This is a genomic window from Terrabacter sp. 2TAF16 (assembly GCF_052115065.1).
Classification (GTDB): domain Bacteria; phylum Actinomycetota; class Actinomycetes; order Actinomycetales; family Dermatophilaceae; genus Terrabacter.
The window spans coordinates 320,322-342,961 of record NZ_JBFRFZ010000001.1 but is presented as its reverse complement, the minus strand read 5'-3'; the positions used below and the strand labels follow the sequence as shown (position 1 = coordinate 342,961).

Annotated in this window: 21 protein-coding genes; 20 read left to right on the top strand and 1 reads right to left on the bottom strand. The window is 70.7% G+C overall.

Going from position 1 to position 22,640, the window contains the following annotated elements:
* Positions 1-10 precede the first annotated feature (10 nt).
* From AB4Z14_RS01615 to AB4Z14_RS01525, 19 genes are all read left to right on the top strand, one after another.
* Positions 11-1,042 (top strand): ABC transporter substrate-binding protein, encoded by a 1,032-nt coding sequence (locus AB4Z14_RS01615; RefSeq protein WP_442273627.1) that lies wholly within the window; start codon positions 11-13, stop codon positions 1,040-1,042.
* Between the two features lie 9 nt (positions 1,043-1,051).
* Positions 1,052-2,224: an NADPH-dependent FMN reductase gene (gene ssuE, locus AB4Z14_RS01610; protein WP_442273626.1), complete on the top strand. Its 1,173-nt coding sequence runs from the start codon at positions 1,052-1,054 to the stop codon at positions 2,222-2,224.
* A 20-nt stretch (positions 2,225-2,244) separates the two neighbouring features.
* Positions 2,245-4,161 (top strand): FAD/NAD(P)-binding protein, encoded by a 1,917-nt coding sequence (locus tag AB4Z14_RS01605; protein WP_442273625.1) that lies wholly within the window; start codon positions 2,245-2,247, stop codon positions 4,159-4,161.
* Positions 4,151-5,287 (top strand): LLM class flavin-dependent oxidoreductase, encoded by a 1,137-nt coding sequence (locus AB4Z14_RS01600; protein ID WP_442273624.1) that lies wholly within the window; start codon positions 4,151-4,153, stop codon positions 5,285-5,287. Before AB4Z14_RS01605 ends, AB4Z14_RS01600 begins: the two co-directional genes overlap by 11 nt.
* Positions 5,284-6,054 (top strand): DUF1684 domain-containing protein, encoded by a 771-nt coding sequence (locus AB4Z14_RS01595; RefSeq protein ID WP_442273623.1) that lies wholly within the window; start codon positions 5,284-5,286, stop codon positions 6,052-6,054. Before AB4Z14_RS01600 ends, AB4Z14_RS01595 begins: the two co-directional genes overlap by 4 nt.
* A complete protein-coding gene (locus tag AB4Z14_RS01590) occupies positions 6,051-7,109 on the top strand; it encodes an LLM class flavin-dependent oxidoreductase (protein ID WP_442273622.1) in 1,059 nt (352 codons plus the stop codon). Before AB4Z14_RS01595 ends, AB4Z14_RS01590 begins: the two co-directional genes overlap by 4 nt.
* Before the next feature lie 46 nt (positions 7,110-7,155).
* Positions 7,156-8,118, top strand: a complete 963-nt coding sequence (locus tag AB4Z14_RS01585) for a carbohydrate ABC transporter permease (RefSeq protein ID WP_442273621.1) — start codon at positions 7,156-7,158, stop codon at positions 8,116-8,118.
* The gene (locus tag AB4Z14_RS01580; protein WP_442273620.1) at positions 8,115-9,047 is read left to right on the top strand and encodes a carbohydrate ABC transporter permease; all 933 of its coding nucleotides are present in this window, start codon (positions 8,115-8,117) and stop codon (positions 9,045-9,047) included. The genes AB4Z14_RS01585 and AB4Z14_RS01580 overlap by 4 nt, the downstream gene beginning before the upstream one ends.
* A gap of 68 nt (positions 9,048-9,115) precedes the next feature.
* A complete protein-coding gene (locus tag AB4Z14_RS01575; protein WP_442273619.1) occupies positions 9,116-10,417 on the top strand; it encodes an ABC transporter substrate-binding protein in 1,302 nt (433 codons plus the stop codon).
* A gap of 155 nt (positions 10,418-10,572) precedes the next feature.
* Positions 10,573-11,688 (top strand): ABC transporter ATP-binding protein, encoded by a 1,116-nt coding sequence (locus AB4Z14_RS01570; RefSeq protein WP_442273618.1) that lies wholly within the window; start codon positions 10,573-10,575, stop codon positions 11,686-11,688.
* Between the two features lie 2 nt (positions 11,689-11,690).
* Positions 11,691-12,572 carry a glycerophosphodiester phosphodiesterase family protein gene (locus tag AB4Z14_RS01565; protein WP_442273617.1) on the top strand — a complete coding sequence of 294 codons (882 nt, stop codon included), beginning with the start codon at positions 11,691-11,693 and terminating at the stop codon, positions 12,570-12,572.
* 260 nt (positions 12,573-12,832) lie between these two features.
* The gene (locus AB4Z14_RS01560) at positions 12,833-13,495 is read left to right on the top strand and encodes a TetR/AcrR family transcriptional regulator (protein ID WP_442273616.1); all 663 of its coding nucleotides are present in this window, start codon (positions 12,833-12,835) and stop codon (positions 13,493-13,495) included.
* Between the two features lie 2 nt (positions 13,496-13,497).
* Positions 13,498-13,959, top strand: a complete 462-nt coding sequence (locus tag AB4Z14_RS01555; RefSeq protein ID WP_442273615.1) for a PPOX class F420-dependent oxidoreductase — start codon at positions 13,498-13,500, stop codon at positions 13,957-13,959.
* Positions 13,960-13,967: 8 nt separating this feature from the next.
* Positions 13,968-15,176, top strand: coding sequence for a dephospho-CoA kinase (gene coaE / locus AB4Z14_RS01550; RefSeq protein WP_442273614.1), 1,209 nt, complete (start codon positions 13,968-13,970; stop codon positions 15,174-15,176).
* A gap of 44 nt (positions 15,177-15,220) precedes the next feature.
* Positions 15,221-16,270, top strand: a complete 1,050-nt coding sequence (locus AB4Z14_RS01545) for a lipoate--protein ligase family protein (RefSeq protein WP_442273613.1) — start codon at positions 15,221-15,223, stop codon at positions 16,268-16,270.
* A gap of 77 nt (positions 16,271-16,347) precedes the next feature.
* Positions 16,348-16,731, top strand: a complete 384-nt coding sequence (locus AB4Z14_RS01540) for a YciI family protein (protein WP_056776671.1) — start codon at positions 16,348-16,350, stop codon at positions 16,729-16,731.
* A gap of 40 nt (positions 16,732-16,771) precedes the next feature.
* Entirely contained in the window at positions 16,772-18,886 is a 2,115-nt protein-coding gene (gene uvrB, locus AB4Z14_RS01535) for an excinuclease ABC subunit UvrB (RefSeq protein ID WP_442273612.1), read from the top strand.
* Between the two features lie 86 nt (positions 18,887-18,972).
* Entirely contained in the window at positions 18,973-19,317 is a 345-nt protein-coding gene (locus AB4Z14_RS01530; RefSeq protein WP_442273611.1) for an MmcQ/YjbR family DNA-binding protein, read from the top strand.
* A 222-nt stretch (positions 19,318-19,539) separates the two neighbouring features.
* Positions 19,540-20,655: a TerC family protein gene (locus AB4Z14_RS01525; RefSeq protein ID WP_442273610.1), complete on the top strand. Its 1,116-nt coding sequence runs from the start codon at positions 19,540-19,542 to the stop codon at positions 20,653-20,655.
* 120 nt (positions 20,656-20,775) lie between these two features.
* On the opposite strand, the gene AB4Z14_RS01520 is transcribed toward AB4Z14_RS01525, so the two are convergent.
* Positions 20,776-21,213 carry a VOC family protein gene (locus tag AB4Z14_RS01520; RefSeq protein WP_442273609.1) on the bottom strand — a complete coding sequence of 146 codons (438 nt, stop codon included), beginning with the start codon at positions 21,211-21,213 and terminating at the stop codon, positions 20,776-20,778.
* Positions 21,214-21,470: 257 nt separating this feature from the next.
* On the opposite strand from AB4Z14_RS01520, the gene AB4Z14_RS01515 reads away from it, so the two are divergent.
* A complete protein-coding gene (locus AB4Z14_RS01515; protein WP_442273608.1) occupies positions 21,471-22,400 on the top strand; it encodes a hypothetical protein in 930 nt (309 codons plus the stop codon).
* Positions 22,401-22,640 lie beyond the last annotated feature (240 nt).

Below are 22,640 nucleotides of genomic sequence, written 5' to 3'. Positions count from 1 at the left end.
ACGAATCACCATGCACCACAGCAAGACCCACGCGCCTGCTCGTCGCCGTGCGCTCGTCGTCGCGGCCGCCGTCCTGTCGACGGTCGGTGTGCTCGGAGCCTGCGCCGACCCGGTCAGCACCGGGACCACGCAGGTGGATCCCAAGGCTCTCGGCGACTCGAAGGTCCTCCCGGTCTCCTTCGACACGTCGGCCGACGCTAAGCGCCCGGTGGGCACCCTGCACAAGGAGATCGCGGCGACCCTGCCGGCCGACGTCAGGGCCAGGGGCACCCTGGTCATCGGCAGCGGCGGCGCGGGCGGCGGCATACCTCCTCTGGCGTTCACGGCCGACGACAACAAGACCCCGATCGGGGTGGAGGTCGACGTGGCCCACCTCGTCGCGGACATCCTCGGCCTCAAGCCCGACGTGCAGACGACGAGCTGGGAGAACCTGTTCATCGGCATCGACTCGGGCAAGTACCAGGTCGCGATCTCCAACGTCGGCGTCTCGGAGGAGCGCAAGGAGAAGTACGACTTCGCGACGTACCGTCTCGGGCTGCACGCGTTCGAGGCCAAGAAGGGCTCGACGCTGCAGGTGCGGGGGCCGGCCGACGTCTCGGGCAGGAAGGTGGCCGTCGGGTCGGGCACCCTGCAGGAGGCGATCCTGCTGCGCTGGAACGAGGAGAACGAGAAGGCCGGACGGCCCCCCGCCGAGCTCGTCTACTACCAGGGCACGACGGAGTACTACCTCGCCCTCGACTCCGGACGCATCGACCTCTACCTCGGCCCGAACCCCACCGCGACCTACCACGTCGTCACGGCCGGCAAGACGCAGATCGTCGGCACCGTGTCGTCGAGCTTCCCGATCCCCGGGAAGGTCGGGGTCCTGACGAAGAAGGACAACGGCCTGGTCAAGCCCATCTCGGACGCCATCAACGCTGCCATCGCGGACGGCAGCTACGGCAAGGTCCTCGCCCGCTGGGGCCTCACCGCCGAGGCGGTGCCGGCCTCCGAGGTCAACCCGGCGGGGCTGCCCAAGCCGACCGAGACCTCGGACCAGTGAGGGACTGACATGGCCACCATCGTCACCCTCGCCTCGAGCCCGTCCGCGGCGTCCCGCACGGATGCCGTCCTCGGCCACATCGAACGCCGTCTCACGGTCCGCGGCCACGACGTCCAGCGTGTCGTCATCCGTGACCTGCCCGCCGAGGCGCTGCTGCGCGCCGACGTGGCCGATCCGCAGATCGCCGCCGTCGTGGCGCAGATCGAGGCGGCCGATGCGGTCGTCGTCACGACCCCCGTCTACAAGGCGGCCTACACCGGGTTGCTCAAGACGTTGCTCGACGTGCTCCCGCAGTACGCGTTGCGCGGCAAGTCGGTGCTCCCCGTGGCCACCGGCGGCAGCGCGGCCCACGTGCTCGCGGTCGACTACGCGCTTCGGCCGGTCCTCGTCTCGCTCGGCGCCGAGCACGTCACCCAGGGCTGGTTCGTGCTCGCCTCCGACGTGCAGGTCTTTCCGGCCGACGGGAGCGTGCTGCTCTCGGAGGCCGCCTCCCGAGCCCTGCACCAGGTGACGGAGTCGTTCCTGTCACACGTCGCACGGCACCGCCGCGACGAGGTGCCCGCCCTCGACGACGACGTCGTGCTGCGGGTGTCCCCGCACGACGACGTCGCGGCCCCGCTGCTCGAGGACCTCGTCGTCGAGTACGGCACGCGCTACGGCCTGTCGACGCCGCACACGCAGCTGACGGAGGTCCCGGTCAGCGACTTCGAGGGACCCCACGGGGCGTTCGTCGTCATCCTGCGGGGCGGGCAGACGATCGCCGGCGGTGCGATCCGCCGCTACGACGACACCACGGCCGAGGTGAAGCGGGTCTGGACCAACGCCCAGTTCAGGCGGCAGGGGCTCGCCCGCCGCGTCCTGCTCGAGCTCGAGAAGGCCGCCGCGGGCCTGGGCTACCGGAGGATCCACCTCACCACGGGTCCGCGCCAGCCGGAGGCCCGTGCCCTCTACCTCGCAGCCGGCTACCTGCCGGCCTTCGACCTGCACGCCGACCCGGAGTCGATCGGCCCGCACGCCTTCGACAAGGAACTGCCGGCCGGCACCGTCCGATCTGCCTCAGCCGCAGGCGGACCGGGCCCCGCGATCGTCAACGGCGCCGCGCCGACCGCGCCCGACGGAGCAACCGGAGCGACCGGGGCGGCCGCGGGTCTGCGCTCCTACCGGGACTGGGGCGCGGCGTGACCGACCGACGGATCGTTATCGTGGGCGCCGGACCGCGGGCGCTCGGCCTCGTCGAGCGGATCGGCGCCAATGCCCGCGTGGTCGGCAGCCCGAGGGAGCGGGTGGAGGTGCACGTCGTCGACCCGCACCCGCCGGGCGGCGGGCGCATCTGGCGGTCGGCGCAGTCGCCCCTGCTCTGGATGAACTCCGAGGCGCAGGACGTCACGGTCTTCACCGACGCGTCCGTCACGTGCGACGGCCCGGTCGTGCCCGGGCCGTCCCTCGCCGAGTGGGCGGCCGGCCCCGATGCGAGCGCAGCCGCCGCGGCCCTGTCGGCGCATGACTTCGCGCCGCGCGTCGTCCAGGCCGACTACCTCGAGTGGGCCTGGCGACGAGTCGTCTCGACCCTGCCGGAGCACGTCACCGTCCACGCCCATGCGGACCGGGCCGTCGAGCTGCACGGGACCGGCGCCGAGGGTGGACACCAGCAGGTCACCCTCGCTCGTGGTGCGGTGCTCGAGGGCGACCTCGTCGTGCTCGCCCAGGGCTATCTCGACCAGGCGCACGCGCCGAACGAGCAGCGGCTGCTCGACGACGCCGCGTCACGGGGGCTCACCTACGTCCCGCCGGGTCACACGGCCGACCTCGAGCTCGAGGGCCTGCGCGCGGGCGAGCCCGTCGTCGTCCGCGGCATGGGTCTGGCCTTCATCGATCTCGTCGTCCTCCTCGGCGAGGGCCGCGGCGGCACCTTCACCGGCGAGGGCACGCAGCTGACCTACCACCCGAGCGGACGCGAGCCGGTCCTGCACGTCGGGTCCCGTCGTGGCGTGCCGTACCACGCCAAGCTCGGTTACGAGGTGCGAGCGGCCGCCTCCGGACCGGCGCCCATGCGACACCTGACCCGTGAGCGCCTCACGGCCCTCGGTGCGGGCACGGCGGCACTCGACTACCGGACCCAGGTCTGGCCCCTCGTCGTGCTCGAGCTCGCGGTGGCGCACTACCGCCGGCTCTTCGAGGCCCATCCCGAGCGCACACGCGGCACCTTCGAGGCGCTCGAGCGCGCCCTGGTCACGGCCGACGTCACCAGCGGTGAGCTCACGGCCGTCGCCCTGACGCACCTCGCAGACCCCGAGGACGTCTTCGACATCGAGCGGATCGACCGGCCCCTCCGTGCTGTCATCGACCACACCACGCGGCCCACCGACGTCGAGCGCGTCGTCGCCGAGCACATCCGCCTCGACGTCGTCCGGCGCGCCGACGCGTCGCGATCGAGCGACCGCGCCGTCTTCGACACGCTGCTCGGGGTGTATGCGGCCCTGGCGGAGCTCGTCGTGTCTGGTCGCCTCCTCGACGAGGACCGGGTGCGTCACGTCGAGCGCCACTTCCACGGGCTCTTCTCGTTCCTCGCGAGCGGTCCGCCGCCTCGCCGCCTCGCCGAGCTGCTCGCGCTGCACCGGGCGGGCGTCGTCCGCTTCCTCGGCCCCGACCTCGAGCTCACGATCGAGGAGGGTGCGTTCGTCGGGAGGTCCGGAGACCGCGTGGTGCGGGCGCGGGCCGCCGTGGACGCCCGGCTGCCCCGCCCCGACAGCGCCCTCGTCACCGACCCCCTCGTCGCCGGGCTGCTGGCCGCGGGCGAGCTGCGCTCGCGACCCGTCATGGCCGCCGACGGAACTGCCATCGGCGCGGGGCAGCTCGTCGCCGACGCCCGGGCCCGCGCCGTCCGCGCCGACGGCACCGTGCACCCACGCCGTTACCTCCTCGGGCCCGCCGTGTCGGGCTCCGCCGGCGCCGGAGGCTTCTCCCGGCCCCGCTTCAACGGGCCCGGCTTCCGCCAGAACGACGCCGTCGCCCGGGACCTGCTCACCGTCGCCGTGAGCGACCGAGCCACCGCCCGCCTCCGACTCGCCCCGCATCCCGTTCCCACCACGAGAGACAAGGACCACCGCCATGCCAGTTGAGTTCCTCGGCATCGCCGCCAACCACGACGGCACCGAGACGAGAGCCCGGAGCGCCGGCGCCCTCGACCTGCCGTATGCCGTCAAGCTCGCCCGAGCCCACGAGGACAACGGGTGGGACCGCGTCCTCTTCGCCTACCACTCCGGATCGCCCGACCCCGCCCAGGTCGCCGCGCACGTCGCGGCCCACACCGAGCGGCTCAACCTCGTCGTCGCGCACCGACCCAACACGGCCTACCCGACCCTGACGGCGAAGACCTTCGCCACGCTCGACCACATCAGCAACGGCCGGTTCGAGGTCCACGTCATCACCGGTGGCAGCGCGGCGGACCAGTCCGCCGAGGGTGACCACCTCGACAAGGACGCCCGCTACGCCCGCACCCGGGAGTTCATCCGGATCCTCAAGCAGGCGTGGACGAGCGACGAGCCGTTCGACTTCGACGGCGAGCACTACCGGTTCGAGAACTTCCTCGCGGACATCAAGCCGCTCCAGACCCCGCGCCCACGGATCTCGTTCGGCGGGTCGAGCCCGGCGGCATACGCCGTCGGGGCGCAGGAGGCGGACGTCTTCGCGCTCTGGGGCGAGCCGCTCGCCGGGACGGCGGAGCAGATCGAGACGATCCGCGCCGCTGCCGCGGCCGCCGGGCGCGCGCTCCCGACGATCCAGGTCGCGTTCCGACCGATCCTCGGGGCCACGGACGAGCTGGCCTGGGAGAAGGCCGAGCGCACGCTCGGCGACATCCACGCGCTCCAGGCCGAAGGCGCCTCCGTCTCGCGGGGCCGACTGCGCCGCAGCGGCTCCCAGCCCGAGAATGCCGGCTCGCAGCGGCTGCTCGCGGCCGCGGAGGCGGGGGAGCGCCACGACCGCGCCCTCTGGACCGCGACGTCCGCCGCGACCGGTGGCGGCGGCAACTCCACGGCCCTCGTCGGCACGCCCGAGACCGTTGCGGCGGCGCTGCTCGACTACTACGACCTCGGCGTGCGGATCTTCTCCGCCCGCGGCTACCACCTCTACGACGATGCCGTGGACGTCGGGCGGCACGTCATCCCGCTCGTGCGCGAGGAGGTCGCGCGTCGGGAGGCAGCGACCGCCGCGACGACGCCTGCCGACCACGAGGCCGTCGCGTGAGCGCCCGGGACGAGTGGCTCGCGTGGCGCGCCGCTCGCGAGGGCGATCTCGCCCAGGAGCACGGCTGGCTCTCGCTGACCGGCTTCGCCTGGCTGCCGGACCGGCCGACGAGCCTGCCCGGTCTCCCCGGCCTCTGGTGGACGGACGCCTCCGGTGCCCACGTCGAGGCGACCGTGAGCGAGGGGCTGGGCGTCGACGGCGAGCCCGTCGCCGGGCGGGCCACGGCGGACGTCGAGGAGGCTGGGTCGCGGCTCTGGGTGCAGCACGGCGAGCGCGTCGTCGAGCTGCTCCGGAGGGGCGGGCGGCTCGCGGTGCGCACCCGGGACCCGCGGGCCACGACGCGCCGGGACTTCGCCGGTGTGCCGACGTGGGAGCACGATCCGGACTGGGTGCGCCCCGGACGGTTCACGGCCGCCGACCCCCCGGCGCGAGTGGAGGTGCGCACCGCCCGTGACGACCTCGTCCAGCACTCCACGGTCGTCGGCACCGTCGACGTCGACATCGACGGCGTGCGCCACCGGCTCAGCGCGGTCGGCGCCGGAGAGGGCCTCGGACTCCTCTTCCACGACACGACGAACGGCTCGCTCTCGGCGCCCTGGCGCACCGTCACGACGTCGTCCCCGGACCCCGACGGCAACGTCGTCGTCGACTTCAACCGGGCCATCAACCTCCCCTTCGCCTTCACGGCGTACGGCACCTGCCCGGGGCCGGTCACGGGCAACCGGATCGCCGTGCCCGTCACAGCGGGTGAGAAGCGGCCGACATGAGGTTCTGCACGTACACGTTGCTCGACACGAGCCCCGACCCCGTCACCGGGGTCGCCCGCTCCCAGACGGAGGCCTTCGAGCACGTCGCGCGCCAGGCCGTGTGGGCCGAGGAGCTCGGCTTGGACGCGTTCGGGGTGGGGGAGCGGCACGCCCAGCGCTTCGTCTCGTCCTCGCCGCCCGTCGTCCTCGCGCACGTCGCGGCGCGCACGTCCCGCATCCGCCTCATGACGACCGTGACGGTGCTCTCGCTCCTCGACCCCGTCCGCGTCGCCGAGGACTACGCGACGCTCGACCACCTGAGCGGTGGACGGCTCGACGTCGTCATCGGCAAGGGCAACGACCCCGACCAGAACGCCCTCTTCGGCTACGACCTCGACGGCCAGTGGGAGCGCAACGCCGAGAAGTACGAGCTCTTGCGACGGCTGTGGCGCGAGGAGCGGGTCACGTGGTCGGGACGCTTCCGTCCCCCGCTCGTCGACGCGACGACCCAGCCGCGGCCGCTCCAGCAGCCCATCCCCGTCTGGCACGGCTCGGCGAGCTCGACCGCGTCGACCGAGCTCGCCGCGCGCTGGGGCGACCCGCTCTTCTCCGCCAACGGCTTCCACCCCTTGGAGACCTACGCCGCCCTCGTGCGGCACTACCGCGAGCGGTGGGAGCTGCACGGCCACGACCCGGCCGACGCGGTCGTCGGTGCCGGATTCCTCGGGCTCCTCGTCGCCGACACGACACAGGAGGCGCTGCGCCTGTACGAGCCGGCGTTCGAGGCGTTCCGGCGCTCGCCGGGTGCCGTGCACAACCGCCTGCCCTTCTCGACGCTGGAGGAGTACGCCCGCGACAGCTCCGCGTTGATCGGCTCGCCGGCCGAGGTCGTCGACAACATCGGGCGCTACCGAGAGGCCTTCGGCCACGAGCTCTCCGGTGTCTCGCTCGACGTGCCGGGCCTGCCGGAGAGCGTGACCCGGCGCAGCGTCGAGCGGTTCTTCGCAGACGTGGCCCCGGTCGTGCGACGCGAGTACCCGTCGCGACAGGAGTTCAGACACGCGTTGAATGCCTGACGCACCAAAGCCGCAATCGGTGCACCTGCGCGGCTAGGTTTGCCGGGTGCAGTCATCGGTGACCCAACCCCAGAGCGCCACGCCCGGGTCCGGGGGACCCCCGCCCGAGGTAGGTCCACCCCCGCGACGGTCGAGCGGGCGGGCTTGGGAGTGGTCGCTCGCGGCGCTCCTGCTGCTGCCCAACCTCGTGCTGCTCATCGTCTTCACGTACCGCCCGCTGCTCGACAACATCAGGCTGTCGTTCACCGACTGGAACATCTCCTCGCCCATCGCCAACCCCGTGGGCCTGTCGAACTACATCGAGTGGTTCGGGCGTGACGACACGAAGATCATCCTGCGCAACACCCTCGTCTTCACCGTCGCCACCGTCGGCATCTCCATGGCGGTCGGGCTCGGCCTCGCCCTGCTGCTCGACCAGAAGCTCAAGGGGCGCAACATCGTCCGCTCGGTCGTCTTCGCGCCGTTCGTCATCTCGGGCGCCGCGATCGGCATCGCCTTCCAGTTCGTCTTCGACCCGCAGTTCGGCCTCGTCCGCGACCTGCTCGCGCGGATCGGTGTCGCCTCGCCGGACTTCTACCAGCAGCCCGGCTGGGCGCTCTTCATGGTGACCGTCACCTACATCTGGAAGAACCTCGGCTACACCTTCGTCATCTACCTCGCCGCCCTGCAGGGGCGGCGCGCCGACCTCGACGAGGCGGCCGAGATCGACGGCGCCACTGCGTGGACCCGTTTCCGACGCGTCCTCATGCCCCAGCTGCGCCCGACGACGTTCTTCCTGTCGATCACGGTGCTGCTCAGCTCGGTCCAGGTCTTCGACATCATCAACGTCATGACCCGGGGCGGGCCGCAGGGCAACGGCACGACCACCCTCGTCTACCAGGTCTACCAGGAGACGTTCGTCAACCAGCGCGCCGGCTACGGCGCCACCGTCGCCACCGTCATGTTCGTCATCCTGCTCGCCGTCACGGTGGTCCAGGTGCGCTTCATGGACAGGGGGAAGCAGGCATGAGCACGTCCACCATCGTCGGGACCCGCGACGACGAGCAGGTCCCGACGACCGGCGGGCAGCGACGGCGGCGACGGACGTCGCACCAGGTCGAGGCCTCGGCGCACCACCGCGGACCGATGTGGACCGCAGCGGGTTACGCCGGCATGGTCCTCGTCGTCCTCGTCATCGCCGTCCCGCTCTTCTGGATCCTGCTCACCTCGTTCAAGGAGCGCGGTGACATCTACGTCCGGCCGGCCCAGTGGTGGCCGGACCCGGCGACGGGCCAGAACTACAGTGAGCTGACGACCCGCATCCCGTTCTTCGACTACGTCCGCAACTCGGTCATCATCACGTCGGCGACCTCGGTCGCCAAGATCGTGCTCGGCGTCATCAGCGCGTACGCCCTGTCGCTGCTGCGCTTCCCGGGACGCTCGGTCGTCTTCCTCGTCGTCATCGCAGCACTCATGGTGCCCAACCAGATCACCGTCATCAGCAACTACGCGCTCGTCGCGCAGCTCGGCTGGCGCAACACCTTCCAGGGCATCATCATCCCGCTCGCGGGCGTCGCCTTCGGCACCTTCCTCATGCGCAACCAGTTCCTCAGCCTGCCCGGCGAGATCATCGAGGCCGCGCGCCTCGACGGGGCCGGACCGATGAAGCTGCTGTGGCGCGTCGTCATGCCGATGTCGTGGCCGACCCTCGTGGCCTTCGCGCTCATCACCGTGGTCAACGAGTGGAACGAGTACCTCTGGCCGTTCCTCATGTCCGACGACGAGACGACGGCGCCGTTGCCGGTCGGCCTGACGTTCCTCCAGAACAATGACGGCGTCACGAACTGGGGGCCGGTCATGGCGGGCACCGTCCTGGCCATGCTGCCGATCCTCGTCCTCTTCCTCTTCCTCCAACGACAGATGATCAAGGGCCTCACGGCGGGGGCCGTGAAGAGCTGAACCCGGCTCTGTCGCATACCGATCCATTCCCACGACCCCACCCACCACCACAGGGAAAGGCACCATCCATGAACGAGTTCTCACGTCGAGGCTTCCTCGGCCTCGCCGGCGCGGCCGGCGTCGCCGGTCTCGCGGCCTGCGCGGGCACCGGCACGTCCCCGACGACGGGCGGCGGTGGCGGCTCGAGCAACACCATCGAGTTCTGGAGCAACCACCCCGGGAACAGCAAGCCGGTCGAGCAGGAGATCATCAAGGCCTTCGAGGCGGCCAACTCGGGCCTCAAGGTCAAGCTCGTCGACGCCGGCAAGAACTACGAGGAGGTCGCGCAGAAGTTCAACGCCTCGCTCGCCGGCGGCTCGCTGCCCGACGTCGTCGTCGTCTCGGACGTCACGTGGTTCAACTTCGCGCTCAACAAGCAGCTGAGCCCGCTCGACGAGCTGCTGTCGACGGCCAAGATGGACACGTCCGACTACGTCGATGCGCTCTACAACGACTACAACCTCGACGACAAGCACTACGCGCTGCCGTTCTCCCGGTCGACACCGCTCTTCTACTACAACAAGGACCTCTGGAAGGCCGCCGGTCTCGAGGACCGTGGCCCGAAGGACTGGGACGAGTTCCTCACGTGGGCACCGAAGCTCAAGGCCGCCGCCGGCTCCGACAAGATCGTCATGGAGCTGCCCGACGGCTCGAACTACCTCGACTGGGTCTTCCAGAACATCGTGTGGGGCTACGGCGGTGCCTACTCCAAGGAGTGGACGCCGACGTTCTCGGACCCCAACACGGTCAAGGCCGGCACCTACCTGCAGAACCTCGCCAAGGACGGCTACCTCAAGCTGTCCAAGGACCCCGCGCCGGACTTCACGGCCGGCATCGTCGGCTGCAGCATGATGTCGACCGGGTCGCTCGGCGGCGTGGCCAAGGACGCGAAGTTCCCGGTGGGCACGGCGTTCCTGCCGACCGACGGCAACTGCCCGACGGGTGGCGCGGGCGTCGGCATCCCGGCCAACATCTCGGACGACCGCAAGAAGAACGCGCTGAAGTTCATCGAGTTCCTCACCAACGCCCAGAACACCGTCACCTTCACGCAGGCCACCGGCTACATGCCCGTGCGCAAGTCGGCCGTGGACCTTCCGGAGGAGAAGGCGTTCCTCGAGAAGAACCCCAACGCCAAGACGGCGATCGAGCAGCTGCCCAAGACCCGGTCGCAGGACAACGTCCGCGTGCTGCTGCCCGGCGGTGGCGCCCGGATCGGCAAGGGCCTCGACCAGATCGTCCAGGGCCAGGACGTCGCGACCGTCTTCAAGGGCCTCGACGCCGAGAGCCAGCAGGTCTTCGACTCGCAGATCAAGAGCAAGCTCGGCGCCTGACGCGCTGCCGCACCACCCCGGTCGTATGCCGTCCGGCGGGCCCCGCACGGACCTGCCGGACGGCTCCGGAGTGACGTGGGAGGCGGCGAGCACGCTCGCGCCCTCCCACGTCCCCGGTCCCGGACCCCGAACCAGAACGACCCGAGAGGCCACCGATGGCAACCGTGTACTTCGACGAGGCGACTCGTCGGTTCTCCAAGGACGACGCCGCCCCGGCGGTCGACGGCATCACGCTCGACATCGCCGACGGTGAGTTCCTCGTCCTCGTCGGCCCCTCGGGCTGCGGCAAGTCGACGACCCTGCGGATGCTCGCGGGTCTCGAGCCGGTCGACGGCGGGCGCATCCTCGTCGACGGCCACGACCAGAAGGGGGTGCGCCCGCGTGACCGGGACATCGCCATGGTCTTCCAGAGCTACGCGCTCTACCCGAACATGTCGGCCGCGCAGAACATGGCCTTCGCCCTCGACAACGCGAAGGTGAGCAAGGCCGAGACGAAGCAGCGGGTCGCCGAGGCCGCCAAGATCCTCGAGCTCGAGCCGCTCCTCGACCGCAAGCCCGGCCAGATGTCGGGCGGTCAGCGCCAGCGCGTCGCCATGGGACGCGCGATCGTGCGCAACCCCAAGGTCTTCTGCATGGACGAGCCGCTGTCCAACCTCGACGCCAAGCTGCGCGTCTCCACCCGCTCGCAGATCGCGGGTCTGCAGCGACGGCTCGGCATCACGACGGTCTACGTCACCCACGACCAGGTCGAGGCGATGACGATGGGCCACCGGGTCGCGGTGCTGCGCGACGGGAAGCTCCAGCAGGTCGACACGCCGGAGCGGCTCTACGACCACCCGGTCAACACCTTCGTCGCGGCCTTCATCGGCTCGCCGGCCATCACGCTCGTCGAGTCCGAGGTGCGCGAGGGCGTGGCGCGGGTCCACGGCGTCCCGGTGCCCCTGGACCGTGCGGTCGCCGGCCGCGCGGGGGAGAAGGTCGTCGTCGGGCTGCGCCCGGAGTCGTGGCACGTCGTGCAGACGCCCGTCGGAGGAAGCCGGGACGGCGCCGACCCGTCCGCCCTCGGGCTCACCGTCGAGCTCGTCGAGTCGCTGGGCTCGGAGTCGTTCGTCTACGGCCGCCCGGTCGGCGCCGACGAGGGCGCCGACCGCGTCACCGTCCGCCTCGACAAGCGCACCCACCTGACGGTCGGTGACACCGTGCACGTCGAGCCCAACCGTGGCGAGGTCCACCTCTTCGATGCTGCCTCCGGCGAGCGGATCGAGGCCTGAGCATGGCGTCTCGCCCCGGTCCCTGGGCCTCGGGCCGCTTCGACGTCGAGGGGCATCGCGGTGCCAAGGGGCTCGTCGTCGAGAACACGCTGGCCAGCTTCGCCGCCGCCTACGACGCCGGGGTGACCGGCGTCGAGCTCGACGTCCGGCTCACTGCCGACGGGGACGTCGTCGTCTGGCACGACCCGGTGCTGCTGCCGCTCAAGTGCCGACCGACCGGTCCGGACCTCGTCGGCGCCCGGGTCGCCGACCTGACCCTCGAGCAGCTGCGCACGGTGGACGTCGGCAGCCAGACGCTCGCCGGCTTCCCGGAGCAGCGACCGTCGCCGGGCGCCCGCATCTCGACGTTGGACGAGGTGCTCGCCCACGGGGTCGAGCGCGCGCCGGACGTGTGGTGGACCATCGAGCTCAAGGTCAACCCGCTCGACCCGGGGGAGTCCGCCGGACGGCGTCGACTCCTCGAGGGGGTCCTGGCAAGCGTCCACGAGGCCGGCCTCGAACGGCAGTGCTTCATGCACTCGTTCGACTGGGCCGTGCTCGAGCTCTCGGCAGAGCTCGCGCCCGACGTCATCCGCTCGGCTCTCGTCGAGGCCTCGGTGACGTGGGTCCCGGGCAGCCCGTGGACGGGCAGAGTGAGGGTGGGGGAGTCGCACGACGACGTGTGTGCCGGTGCCGCCGCCGTCGGGGCGGGCGTCATCTCGCCCGAGCACGTGCTCGTCGACGCGGACTTCGTCCAGCGCGCGCACGCCGCCGGACTCGCCGTGCTGCCGTGGACGGTCAACGAGCCGGCGCGGATGGTCGAGCTCGTCGAGGCGGGAGTCGACGGCCTCGTGTCGGACTACCCCGACCGCGCCGTCTCCGTGCTGGCGCCGACGCCTGCCTGACCCGGTGGGCCGTTGCGGCCCGCCTGCGTGCCGTAGCGAGGGGCCGGACCCCGTGGTCCGGCCCCTCGCTCCCCCTCCGCTCCCCCTCCGGTGCCCCTCCGGGGCGGGAGCCGTGGCGCCCGTGGCACACTCGTGCGGTCGACAGGCGCCGATGTCGACGCTGTCACCGTCCGGTGCAGCAGCTGGGTGGGGACCCCTGGACCCCACCCATTCGCTAGAACGCCGTTCCAGCGAACTCATGATGCGTTCGAAGGGCTCCGATGTCAACAGACCGGGCGTACGACAACAGCTCGCGTGCGGAAGCAGCCCTGGCCACCCGGCGCCGCATCATCGAGGCCGCGGGCGAGATGCTCCTGCGCGACGGCTACCACGCCATGTCCGTGAGCGCGCTCGCCGCGAACGCCGGGGTCAGCGCGCAGACCGTCTACAACGCCATCGGCGGCAAGGCGGCCGTCGTCAAAGCGGTCTACGACGTGCTCCTCGTCGGTGACGACGCGCCCGTCGCGATGCAGGACCGGCCTGAGTTCCGCGCCATGTCGACGGCCCCCTACCGTGAGGCCTTCGTCCGGGCCTACGCCGCGTTGTGCGCGACGATCTACGAGCGGGTCGGACCGCTTCTCGGCGTGCTCCTCGCCCAGGGCGCCGGCGGCGACACGGGCTTGCAGGAGTTCGTCGCGACGATCGACCGCGAGCGTCGGGCCGGCAACACGAACGCCCTCAACGCCCTCGAGGCGGCTCACGGGCTGCCGCCACAGCTCGACCGCGAGCGGTTCATCGACATCGTCTGGACCGTGACCTCGCCGGAGATCTACGACCGTTTCGTGCGACGCTGCGGGTGGACCCACGCGATGTATGCCGCCTGGCTGGCCGAGGCGGTCGTCGCGATCTTCGACCGCGCCAGCAGCGCCGAGCAGGAGGACTGACGATGCCCCGCCAGATCGCGACCAACACCGAGGTCGACCGCGACGCGATGCTCGACTTCGTCCGTCCGCGCCACTCGATGGTGCTCATGACGCAGCGCGCCGACGGGCGGCCGCAGGCCTCGCCGGTCACGGGCGGCGTCGACGAGCAGGGACGTATCGTCATCTCGACCTACCCCGAGCGCGCCAAGACGACGAACGCCCGGCGCCGACCGCAGGTCAGCGTCCTCGTCCTGTCCGACGACTTCGGCGGCGAGTGGGTGCAGGTCGACGGCGACTGCGAGGTCATCGACCTGCCGGACTCCGTCGAGCCCCTCGTCGACTACTTCCGCGCCATCTCGGGCGAGCACCCCGACTGGGACGAGTACCGCCGGGCGATGCGCGACCAGGGCAAGTCCCTCCTTCGTGTCACGCCCACCCGATGGGGTCCGGTCGCCCAGGGCGGCTTCCCCGCCCGCTTCGCCTGAGGTCGCCCGTGCTGCGCGTCGGAGTCACCGGAGGGATCGGGTCGGGCAAGTCCACGGTGTCGCGACGGCTGGCCGAGCTGGGCGCCCACGTCGTCGACGCGGATGCGGTCGCCCGCGAGGTCGTCGAGCCGGGGGAGCCCACCCTGCAACGGATCCGGGCGCGCTTCGGGGACGCGGTCGTCCGAGACGACGGGAGCCTCGACCGGGCTGCCCTGGCCGCGATCGTCTTCCCCGACCGCGAGGCCCTCGACGCGCTCGACGCCATCACCGGACCCGCGATCGCGGCCCGCGTCGCAGAACGTCGGGCCGCCGCTCCTGACGACACCGTCTCCCTCTACGACATGCCCCTCCTCGTCGAGCGCGGGCTCTGGGTGCACGAGCACCTCACCGTCGTCGTCGAGACCGACGTCGAGACGCGGGTGCGCCGGCTCGTCGACCAGCGCAGGCTCGACGAGGACGACGCCCGGCACCGCATCGCCGCCCAGGCGACCGACGCCCAGCGCCGTGCGGTGGCCGACGTCGTGCTCGACAACTCCGGCACGCCCGACGACCTCGCCCGCGCCGTGGACGCCCTCTGGCACGAGAGGCTCGTGCCCTACGAGGGCAACCTCGTGACCGGCACCCGGTCACGCCGGCCGGACCTCTCGCGCGAGTGCGTCGTCGACCCTCGCGCGGACTGGGAGCCACGCGCCGAGCGGGTCGTCGCCCGTCTCGCTGCGGCGCTCGCGCCCACGGGCGTCGCCACCGAGGTGTCACACATCGGCTCCACGTCCGTGCCGGGACTCCTCGCCAAGGACGTCATCGACGTCCAGGTCGGGGTCCGCCACCTCGCCGACGCCGACCGGGACGATGTGCTGCGGGCGCTCCGGGACGCCGGCTACGTCTTCTCCCACGGCATCCACAACGACACGCCCCACCCGGTCGGGTCCGACCCGGCCGGATGGACCAAGCGTTTCCTCGGCGGCTGCGACCCGGGCAGCCACGTCCACGTCCACGTCCGCGAGCACGGCTCCGTGGGCTGGCGATTCGCGCTCCTCTTCCGCGACTGGCTGCGCCACGAGCCCGGAGAGCGGGACGCGTATGCCGCGGAGAAGCACCGGCTGGTCGGCCTGCACGAGGCCACCTCGGACTACGTCGTGGCCAAGGAGGTGTGGTTCGAGGGCGCGTGGCAGCGCGCGACGGACTGGGCCGAGCGCACCGGCTGGCAGCCGCGGTAGGGAGCAGCCGGCATACGCAGGGGGTGTGCGGTGTTGAGCGTGACATGCGTGGTGAGTACAAGGTCCCCGGTGGCAAGCTCGTGGCGGTCGACCTCGAGGAGGTGGACGGCAGACTCGCGCGGGTGAGCGTGTCCGGCGACTTCTTCCTCGAGCCCGACGAGGCGCTCGGCGACATCAACGCAGCGCTGACGGGCATGCCCGTGGACGCCGGTGTCGAGCAGCTGGCCGGCGCCGTCACGGGCGCCCTCGCCGACGATGTGTCGCTCATCGGCTTCACGGCCGAGTCGATCGGCATCGCGATCCGCCGTGCCCTCGGCAAGGCGACGGGGTGGGACGACCACGCCTTCGACGTCATCCCGGCGCGCGTGCTCGACCCGGCGCTGCACGTCGCGCTCGACGAGGTCATCGCCCGCGAGGTCGCGGCCGGGGAGAGGCCGCCGACGCTGCGCTTCTGGGACTGGGACAGCCCACTCGTCGTCATCGGCTCGTTCCAGTCGGTCCGCAACGAGGTCGACCCCGACGGGGCCGAACGCCACGGCATCGACGTCGTGCGTCGCGTGTCCGGGGGTGGCGCCATGTTCATGGAGCCCGGCAACACCATCACGTACTCGCTCGTCGTGCCCACCTCCCTCGTCGAGGGACTGAGCTTCGAGCGGTCCTACTCCTTCCTCGACGAGTGGGTCATCGAGGCGCTTGCCGACGTCGGCGTGACGGCCCACTTCGTGCCGCTCAACGACATCGCGAGCGATCGCGGCAAGATCGGCGGGGCCGCGCAGAAGCGCTTCGCGTCGGGGGCCGTCCTGCACCACGTGACGATGGCCTACGACATCGACGCGGACAAGATGCTCGAAGTGCTGCGGATCGGCCGCGAGAAGATGAGCGACAAGGGCACGAAGTCGGCCAACAAGCGCGTCGACCCGATGCGCTCGCAGACCGGGATGACGCGGGACGCGATCCTCGAGTCGTTCGCGGCGTCGTTCGCCCGGCGCTACCGGACGACGGTCTCCGACTACACCGACGCCGAGCTCGCCGAGGCCCAGCGGCTCGTCGACGAGAAGTTCGCGACCCCGGGGTGGACCCACCGCGTCCCGTGATGTCGAGACCGGCGTGTCCGCTCCGACGTCCCACCCGAGGCGGCAGACTGGCCGCCCGCGAACCGAAGGGACACCCCATGAAGTACGTCATCCTCATCCACTCCAACCCGCAGCCCTGGGGCCACCCGACGGGTGCCTTCATGCCCGAGGCGCTCGCCCGCCCGCAGGAGGAGCGCGACGCCGGAGGTGCGGCCTTCGACGCGATGCTCGAGGAGCTGTCCAAGAGCGGTGAGCTCAAGGGCGGCGAGGCGCTGGGCGCCCCCGCCTCGGCACGGATCTACCGCTGGTCGGAGAGCGGGACCGTCTCGACGGACGGGCCGTACGCCGAGAGCAAGGAGCACCTCGCGGGCTTCTTCCTGCTCGACGTGGCGTCCCGGGAGCGCGCGGAGGAGCTCGCCGTGAACTTCGCGGGGCCGGGCGACACCGTCGAGCTCCGCCCCGCCTACGTCTGGGAGGAGTAGGCGAGTGGGCGCTGTCGGTCGTGCGACGTACGGTTGAGCCATGCGTCCCACGACCGACCTCCAGCGCACGGTGGCACCCTTCGAGGTGATCTCCGAGTACACCCCGAGCGGTGACCAGCCCACGGCGATCGCCGAGCTCGCGAAGCGCGTCCGGGCGGGCGACACCGACACCGTGCTGCTCGGCGCCACCGGCACCGGCAAGTCGGCGACGACGGCCTGGCTCATCGAGCAGGTCCAGCGACCGACCCTCGTCATGGCCCCCAACAAGACGCTCGCCGCGCAGCTGGCCAACGAGTTCCGCGAGCTGCTGCCCAACAACGCCGTCGAGTACTTCGTCAGCTACTACGACTACTACCAGCCCGAGGCGTACATCCCGCAGACGGACACCTACATCGAGAAGGACAGCTCGGTCAACGACGAGGTCGAGCGGCTGCGGCACTCGGCGACCAACTCGCTGCTGACCCGGCGTGACGTCATCGTCGTCGCCTCGGTGTCGTGCATCTACGGCCTCGGCACTCCCCAGGAGTACGTCGACCGGATGGCCCGGCTCAAGGTCGGCCAGGAGGTCGTGCGCGACGACCTGCTCCGCCGCTTCGTCGAGATGCAGTACACCCGCAACGACCTCGCCTTCACCCGCGGCACCTTCCGCGTCAGGGGCGACACCGTCGAGATCATCCCCGTCTACGAGGAGCTCGCGATCCGCATCGAGTTCTTCGGCGACGAGATCGAGCGCATCTACACCCTGCACCCCGTGACCGGCGAGGTCGTCAACGAGGAGCAGGAGATGTACGTCTTCCCGGCGTCGCACTACGTCGCCGGCCCCGAGCGGATGGAGCGGGCGATCCGCGGCATCGAGCTCGAGCTCGAGGACCAGCTGGCCCTCTTCGAGAAGCAGGGCAAGCTCCTCGAGGCCCAGCGCCTGCGCATGCGCACGACCTACGACCTCGAGATGATGCGGCAGGTCGGCTTCTGCAACGGCATCGAGAACTACAGCCGCCACATCGACGGCCGCACGTCCGGCTCGGCCCCGAACTGCCTCATCGACTACTTCCCGGAGGACTTCCTCCTCGTCCTCGACGAGTCGCACCAGACGGTGCCGCAGATCGGCGCGATGTACGAAGGCGACATGTCCCGCAAGCGGATGCTCGTCGAGCACGGCTTCCGTCTCCCGAGCGCCATGGACAACCGGCCGCTGAAGTGGGAGGAGTTCCTCGAGCGCATCGGGCAGACGGTCTACCTCTCGGCGACACCGGGGGAGTACGAGCTGGCCAAGTCCGGACCGCCGGTCGAGCAGATCATCCGACCCACCGGTCTCATCGACCCCGAGGTCGTGCTCAAGCCGACCAAGGGCCAGATCGACGACCTCATGCACGAGATCCAGGAGCGCACCAAGCGCAACGAGCGCGTCCTCGTCACGACCCTGACGAAGAAGATGGCCGAGGACCTCACCGACTACCTCCTCGACAAGGGCATCCGGGTCCGCTACCTGCACAGCGACATCGACACGCTGCGGCGGGTCGAGCTGCTCCGCGAGCTGCGCAGCGGCGTCTTCGACGTCCTCGTCGGCATCAACCTGCTCCGCGAGGGCCTCGACCTGCCCGAGGTCTCGCTCGTCTCGATCCTCGACGCCGACAAGGAGGGCTTCCTCCGCTCGGCCCGGTCCCTCATCCAGACGATCGGACGCGCTGCCCGAAACGTGTCCGGCCAGGTGCACATGTACGCCGACAAGGTCACGCCGTCGATGGAGCAGGCCCTCGACGAGACCAACCGGCGCCGCGAGAAGCAGATCGCCTACAACACCGAGCACGGCATCGATCCGACGCCGCTGCGCAAGAAGATCGCCGACATCACCGACCTGCTCGAGCGTGAGGACGCCGACACGCAGGAGCTGCTCGGCTCCGGGCGCATGCAGTCCCGCGGCAAGAGCGGCGCCGGTCGTGGCGCCATGGCCGCCGACGTCGGGGTGTCCGCCGGTGGCACGACCAACCGCCCCGCCGACATGGCGGCGGCCGACCTCGCCGGGCTCATCCAGGAGCTCACGACCCAGATGCACCAGGCGGCGACCGAGCTGCACTTCGAGCTCGCCGCGCGCCTGCGCGACGAGATCGGCGACCTCAAGAAGGAGCTGCGGCAGATGAGTGCCGCGACGCGGTGATGTCCGATGACGGCGCGGTGATGGCGGTGATGGCTCGGTGATGGCTCGGTGACGGCCCCGTGATGGCCCAGGGTTCCGGCAGGAGCGTGGCGGCACGGCTCCGCGCCGCCGCCCTCGCGCTGCCCGGGGCGTGGGAGGACTCGCCGTGGGACGGCGACACCGTCGCCAAGGTCGGCGACAAGATCTTCGTCTTCCTCGGCGACGACTCGATCGGGGTCAAGAGCGCTCGCAGCCGCACCGAGGCCGACGAGTGGCTGCTCCGCTACCCCGACGACGCCTCGGTCATGGCCTACATCGGCCGGCACGGATGGAACACCCTGCGCACGACGGGGGCGATCGACCCCGACGAGCTCCTCGAGGCGATCGAGACCTCCTACGAGATCGTCGTCTCGGGCCTGCCGCGCGGCAAGCGCCCCGGGACGGTCGGCTGAGCGCCATGCGACCCGCCACCCGTCGTGCTCACGGGGCGGACCGATTTGAGGCGCGCCGCTCGGAGTGAAAGACTCAGGCGTTCACGGAGGGGAGTATCCCCGACACGACGGGCTCGTCATCACGGAGTGGGTCTCACCGCCGCTCCCGGTCCCGTCGGTCCGGCACCACGCCGGGCGGGAGAGACCTCCGGTTACTGCTCTGGTGACCGGAAGGTTGTGCCCATGAACGTTCCCGTGTGGGGTTGGTTCCTCACCATCGGTCTGATGACCGTGTTCCTCGCCGTCGACGTCTTCGTCATCGCGCGGCGACCCCACGTCCCGTCGATGGCCGAGGCCGGGAGGCACCTGGCCTTCTTCGTCGCCCTCGCCGTGCTCTTCGGACTCTTCATCTGGTTCGAGTGGGGCGGGCAGTACGCCGGGGAGTTCTACGCCGGTTGGCTCACCGAGTACTCGTTGTCCGTCGACAACCTCTTCGTCTTCCTGCTCATCATGGGCAGCTTCAAGGTGCCGAAGAAGCTCCAGCAGTCGGCGCTCATGGTCGGTATCGTCATCGCGATCATCCTGCGCGGCATCTTCATCGGGCTCGGCGCAGTCGTCATCAACGCGTACGCGTGGGTCTTCTACATCTTCGGCGCCTTCCTCGTCTACACGGCGATCAAGCTCGCGACCGGCGGGGAGAGCGACGACGACGAGTACCACGAGAACCGCTTCCTGCTCTGGGTCGAGAAGCGCTTTCCGGCGACCAAGGAGTGGCACGGCACGAGCCTGACGGTGATCGAGAACGGCAAGCGCCTCATCACCCCGATGCTCATCGTCATCCTGGCCCTGGGCACGACCGACCTGCTCTTCGCACTCGACTCGATCCCGGCGATCTACGGGCTGACCAACGAGCCGTACCTCGTCCTGACGGCCAACATCTTCGCCCTGATGGGACTGCGTCAGCTCTACTTCCTCATCGGCGGCCTGCTCAAGAAGCTCGTCTACCTCAGCATCGGCCTCGCGGTCCTGCTCGCCTTCATCGGCGTCAAGCTCGTCATGCACGCGATGCACGAGAACAACCTGCCGTTCATCAACGGCGGCCAGCCGATCGAGAGCGTCCCCGACATCCCGATCATCGTCTCGCTCGGTGCGATCGTCCTCATCCTCGGCGTCACCACCGTCGCGAGCCTCTGGAAGTCCAGCCGGGACGCGAAGCTCGAGGCCGCGAACGGCACTGCCGCAGTGGACGGCGTCGCGGAGGGCGACACCGAGGCTCCCGACGTGGCCCGGGACGCCTCCGCCGGGCTCCCGGCCGAGGAAGGCATGACCACTCCCCGCGCCACGCACGACCAGCGCTGACGTCTGCCGGCACGACGCGCCGTCGACCACCCGGTCGGCGGGCGCGTCACGTCGGGGGCGCCGGACGCCTCCTCCGTCGTGCAGCGGCAGCCGCCTGCGTCGACGGGAAGGACGCTGGCATCACGTGCCCTTGAGCTCTTGGGCCAGCATGACGATGATGCCGCTGGGTCCGCGGACGTAGGTCAGCGTGTAGACGTCCTCGTAGGTCGCCACGCCGCGCAGTGGGTGGCACCCGTGCCGTGCAGCGATCGCGAGAGCCTCGTCGATGTCGTCGACCGAGAAGGCGACCCGGTGCATCCCGATCTCGTTGGGCAGGGTGGGCGTCGTCGCGATGGCGCTGGGGTGGATGTACTCGAAGAGCTCGAGCCGACCATGCCCGTCCGGTGTCTGGAGCATGGCGATCCTGGCGTGGTTGCCGTCGAGTCCCACGGCGGTGTCGGTCCACTCGCCGCTGACCGTGTCCCGACCGAGCACCGTCAGTCCGAGGTCGGTGAAGAAGGCGATCGCCGCCTCCAGGTCGTCCACGGCGATGCCGACGTTCTCGAGCTTGATGGGCATGATGCGACGGTACCGAAGCGCGCTGTCGCGATCGTCGCGCCGAGCCCGACGGTGTCGAGATCGACGCGGCTCCTGCGTTCGTCGGCAGCCGAGCGGGCCGGACGCAGCCTGCCGCCGGAGGAGGTCCAGCAGGTGGACCACCGTCCGTGACCACCGCTCCCGGGATTGCCTCCTGACGTTCCCGCCCGTGGGCGTGGGCCGCGGGTAGGGTCCGAGCATCGGGGGAAGAGGTCCTCCGACGACGACAGGGGAACCTCATGAGGACACGACTGCGCACCGCCGCCGCTGGGCTCGCGCTGACGCTCGCATCGACGCTCGGCGTCGTCGCCGCATCGCCGGCCACGGCTGCGGACCCGGTCGGCTTCGCCAAGGTCAGCAGCTGCGCCGATCCGCAGCTCAACGCATTCGACAACTGGTCGGGCCACACGCTCGGCGCCTACAAGGACACCAACTGGGTGCCGCAGGGGATGACGTACGACTCCGCCGGCGACTACCTGTACGTCTCGATGTACCACCGTGACGCCGCCGAGGTGCCGCGCGTCGTCGTCTACAAGCGCTCGACGTCCGCGTGGGTCAAGACCATCGAGCTGAGCGGTGTCCCCAAGACGGGGCATGCAGGCGGTCTCACGATCGGGCGCGGCAACCTCTACGTCGCCGACAGCGTCGGCGGTGCGCGGATCTACCGCATCCCGATCGACCGCATCCGTGCCGTGCCCGCCGGCGCGCGCAAGGCCGTCAGCTACGCCGCGCGCTACACCGTGAACAGCCTGGCGCGGGCGTCGTACGTCGACTACGACGGTGGCTCCCTCTTCGTCGGCGACTTCTACACCAACGTCATGCGTCGCTACCCGACGTCCGCCGCGGGCGTCGTGACGCTGACCCCCAACGCGTCCTACTCCACCCCGACCATCGTCCAGGGCGTGCAGGTCACGAGCAGCCGATTCGTCTTCAGCCGCTCGTGGGGCCGGGACAACCTGAGCAAGGTCACGACGCAGGTGCGGTCCACGGGTGCGCGCACGAGCCACAACACGCTGCCGATGATGGAAGGGATCGTCTGGGCGCCGCAGTCGGCGGGCTCTTCGGTCAACCGTCTCTACTCCGTCTTCGAGTCGACGTCCAAGGAGTACGCCGACTCCAACTGCCGCACCCACGCCATCTGGAGTGCCTCCAGCGGCTACATCCTCTGACCTGCGGCGCGTCCCCCTGTCGCCGTCCGCACGTGTGACAGGGGGACTCACCGGATCCGGGATCGGCCGCGGCTGAAGGACGTCCACCGTCCGACCGCTCCGACAGCTCCGGCAGCTCTGACAGCTCTGACAGCTCTGACAGCTCCGACAGCTCTGACAGCTCCGACAGCTCCGGCAGCTCCGGCAGCTCCGACAGCTCCGACAGCTCCGACAGCTCCGACAGCTCCGACAGCTCCGACA

Excerpts from the sequence above, each read along its gene's own strand:
- AB4Z14_RS01615 (WP_442273627.1), top strand. The coding sequence starts at position 11 with ATGCACCACAGCAAGACCCACGCGCCTGCTCGTCGCCGTGCGCTCGTC.
- ssuE (WP_442273626.1), top strand. The coding sequence starts at position 1,052 with ATGGCCACCATCGTCACCCTCGCCTCGAGCCCGTCCGCGGCGTCCCGC.
- AB4Z14_RS01600 (WP_442273624.1), top strand. The coding sequence starts at position 4,151 with ATGCCAGTTGAGTTCCTCGGCATCGCCGCCAACCACGACGGCACCGAG.
- AB4Z14_RS01590 (WP_442273622.1), top strand. The coding sequence starts at position 6,051 with ATGAGGTTCTGCACGTACACGTTGCTCGACACGAGCCCCGACCCCGTC.
- AB4Z14_RS01580 (WP_442273620.1), top strand. The coding sequence starts at position 8,115 with ATGAGCACGTCCACCATCGTCGGGACCCGCGACGACGAGCAGGTCCCG.
- AB4Z14_RS01575 (WP_442273619.1), top strand. The coding sequence starts at position 9,116 with ATGAACGAGTTCTCACGTCGAGGCTTCCTCGGCCTCGCCGGCGCGGCC.
- AB4Z14_RS01570 (WP_442273618.1), top strand. The coding sequence starts at position 10,573 with ATGGCAACCGTGTACTTCGACGAGGCGACTCGTCGGTTCTCCAAGGAC.
- AB4Z14_RS01565 (WP_442273617.1), top strand. The coding sequence starts at position 11,691 with ATGGCGTCTCGCCCCGGTCCCTGGGCCTCGGGCCGCTTCGACGTCGAG.
- AB4Z14_RS01560 (WP_442273616.1), top strand. The coding sequence starts at position 12,833 with ATGTCAACAGACCGGGCGTACGACAACAGCTCGCGTGCGGAAGCAGCC.
- AB4Z14_RS01555 (WP_442273615.1), top strand. The coding sequence starts at position 13,498 with ATGCCCCGCCAGATCGCGACCAACACCGAGGTCGACCGCGACGCGATG.
- AB4Z14_RS01545 (WP_442273613.1), top strand. The coding sequence starts at position 15,221 with ATGCGTGGTGAGTACAAGGTCCCCGGTGGCAAGCTCGTGGCGGTCGAC.
- AB4Z14_RS01540 (WP_056776671.1), top strand. The coding sequence starts at position 16,348 with ATGAAGTACGTCATCCTCATCCACTCCAACCCGCAGCCCTGGGGCCAC.
- uvrB (WP_442273612.1), top strand. The coding sequence starts at position 16,772 with ATGCGTCCCACGACCGACCTCCAGCGCACGGTGGCACCCTTCGAGGTG.
- AB4Z14_RS01525 (WP_442273610.1), top strand. The coding sequence starts at position 19,540 with ATGAACGTTCCCGTGTGGGGTTGGTTCCTCACCATCGGTCTGATGACC.
- AB4Z14_RS01520 (WP_442273609.1), bottom strand. The coding sequence starts at position 21,213 with ATGCCCATCAAGCTCGAGAACGTCGGCATCGCCGTGGACGACCTGGAG.
- AB4Z14_RS01515 (WP_442273608.1), top strand. The coding sequence starts at position 21,471 with ATGAGGACACGACTGCGCACCGCCGCCGCTGGGCTCGCGCTGACGCTC.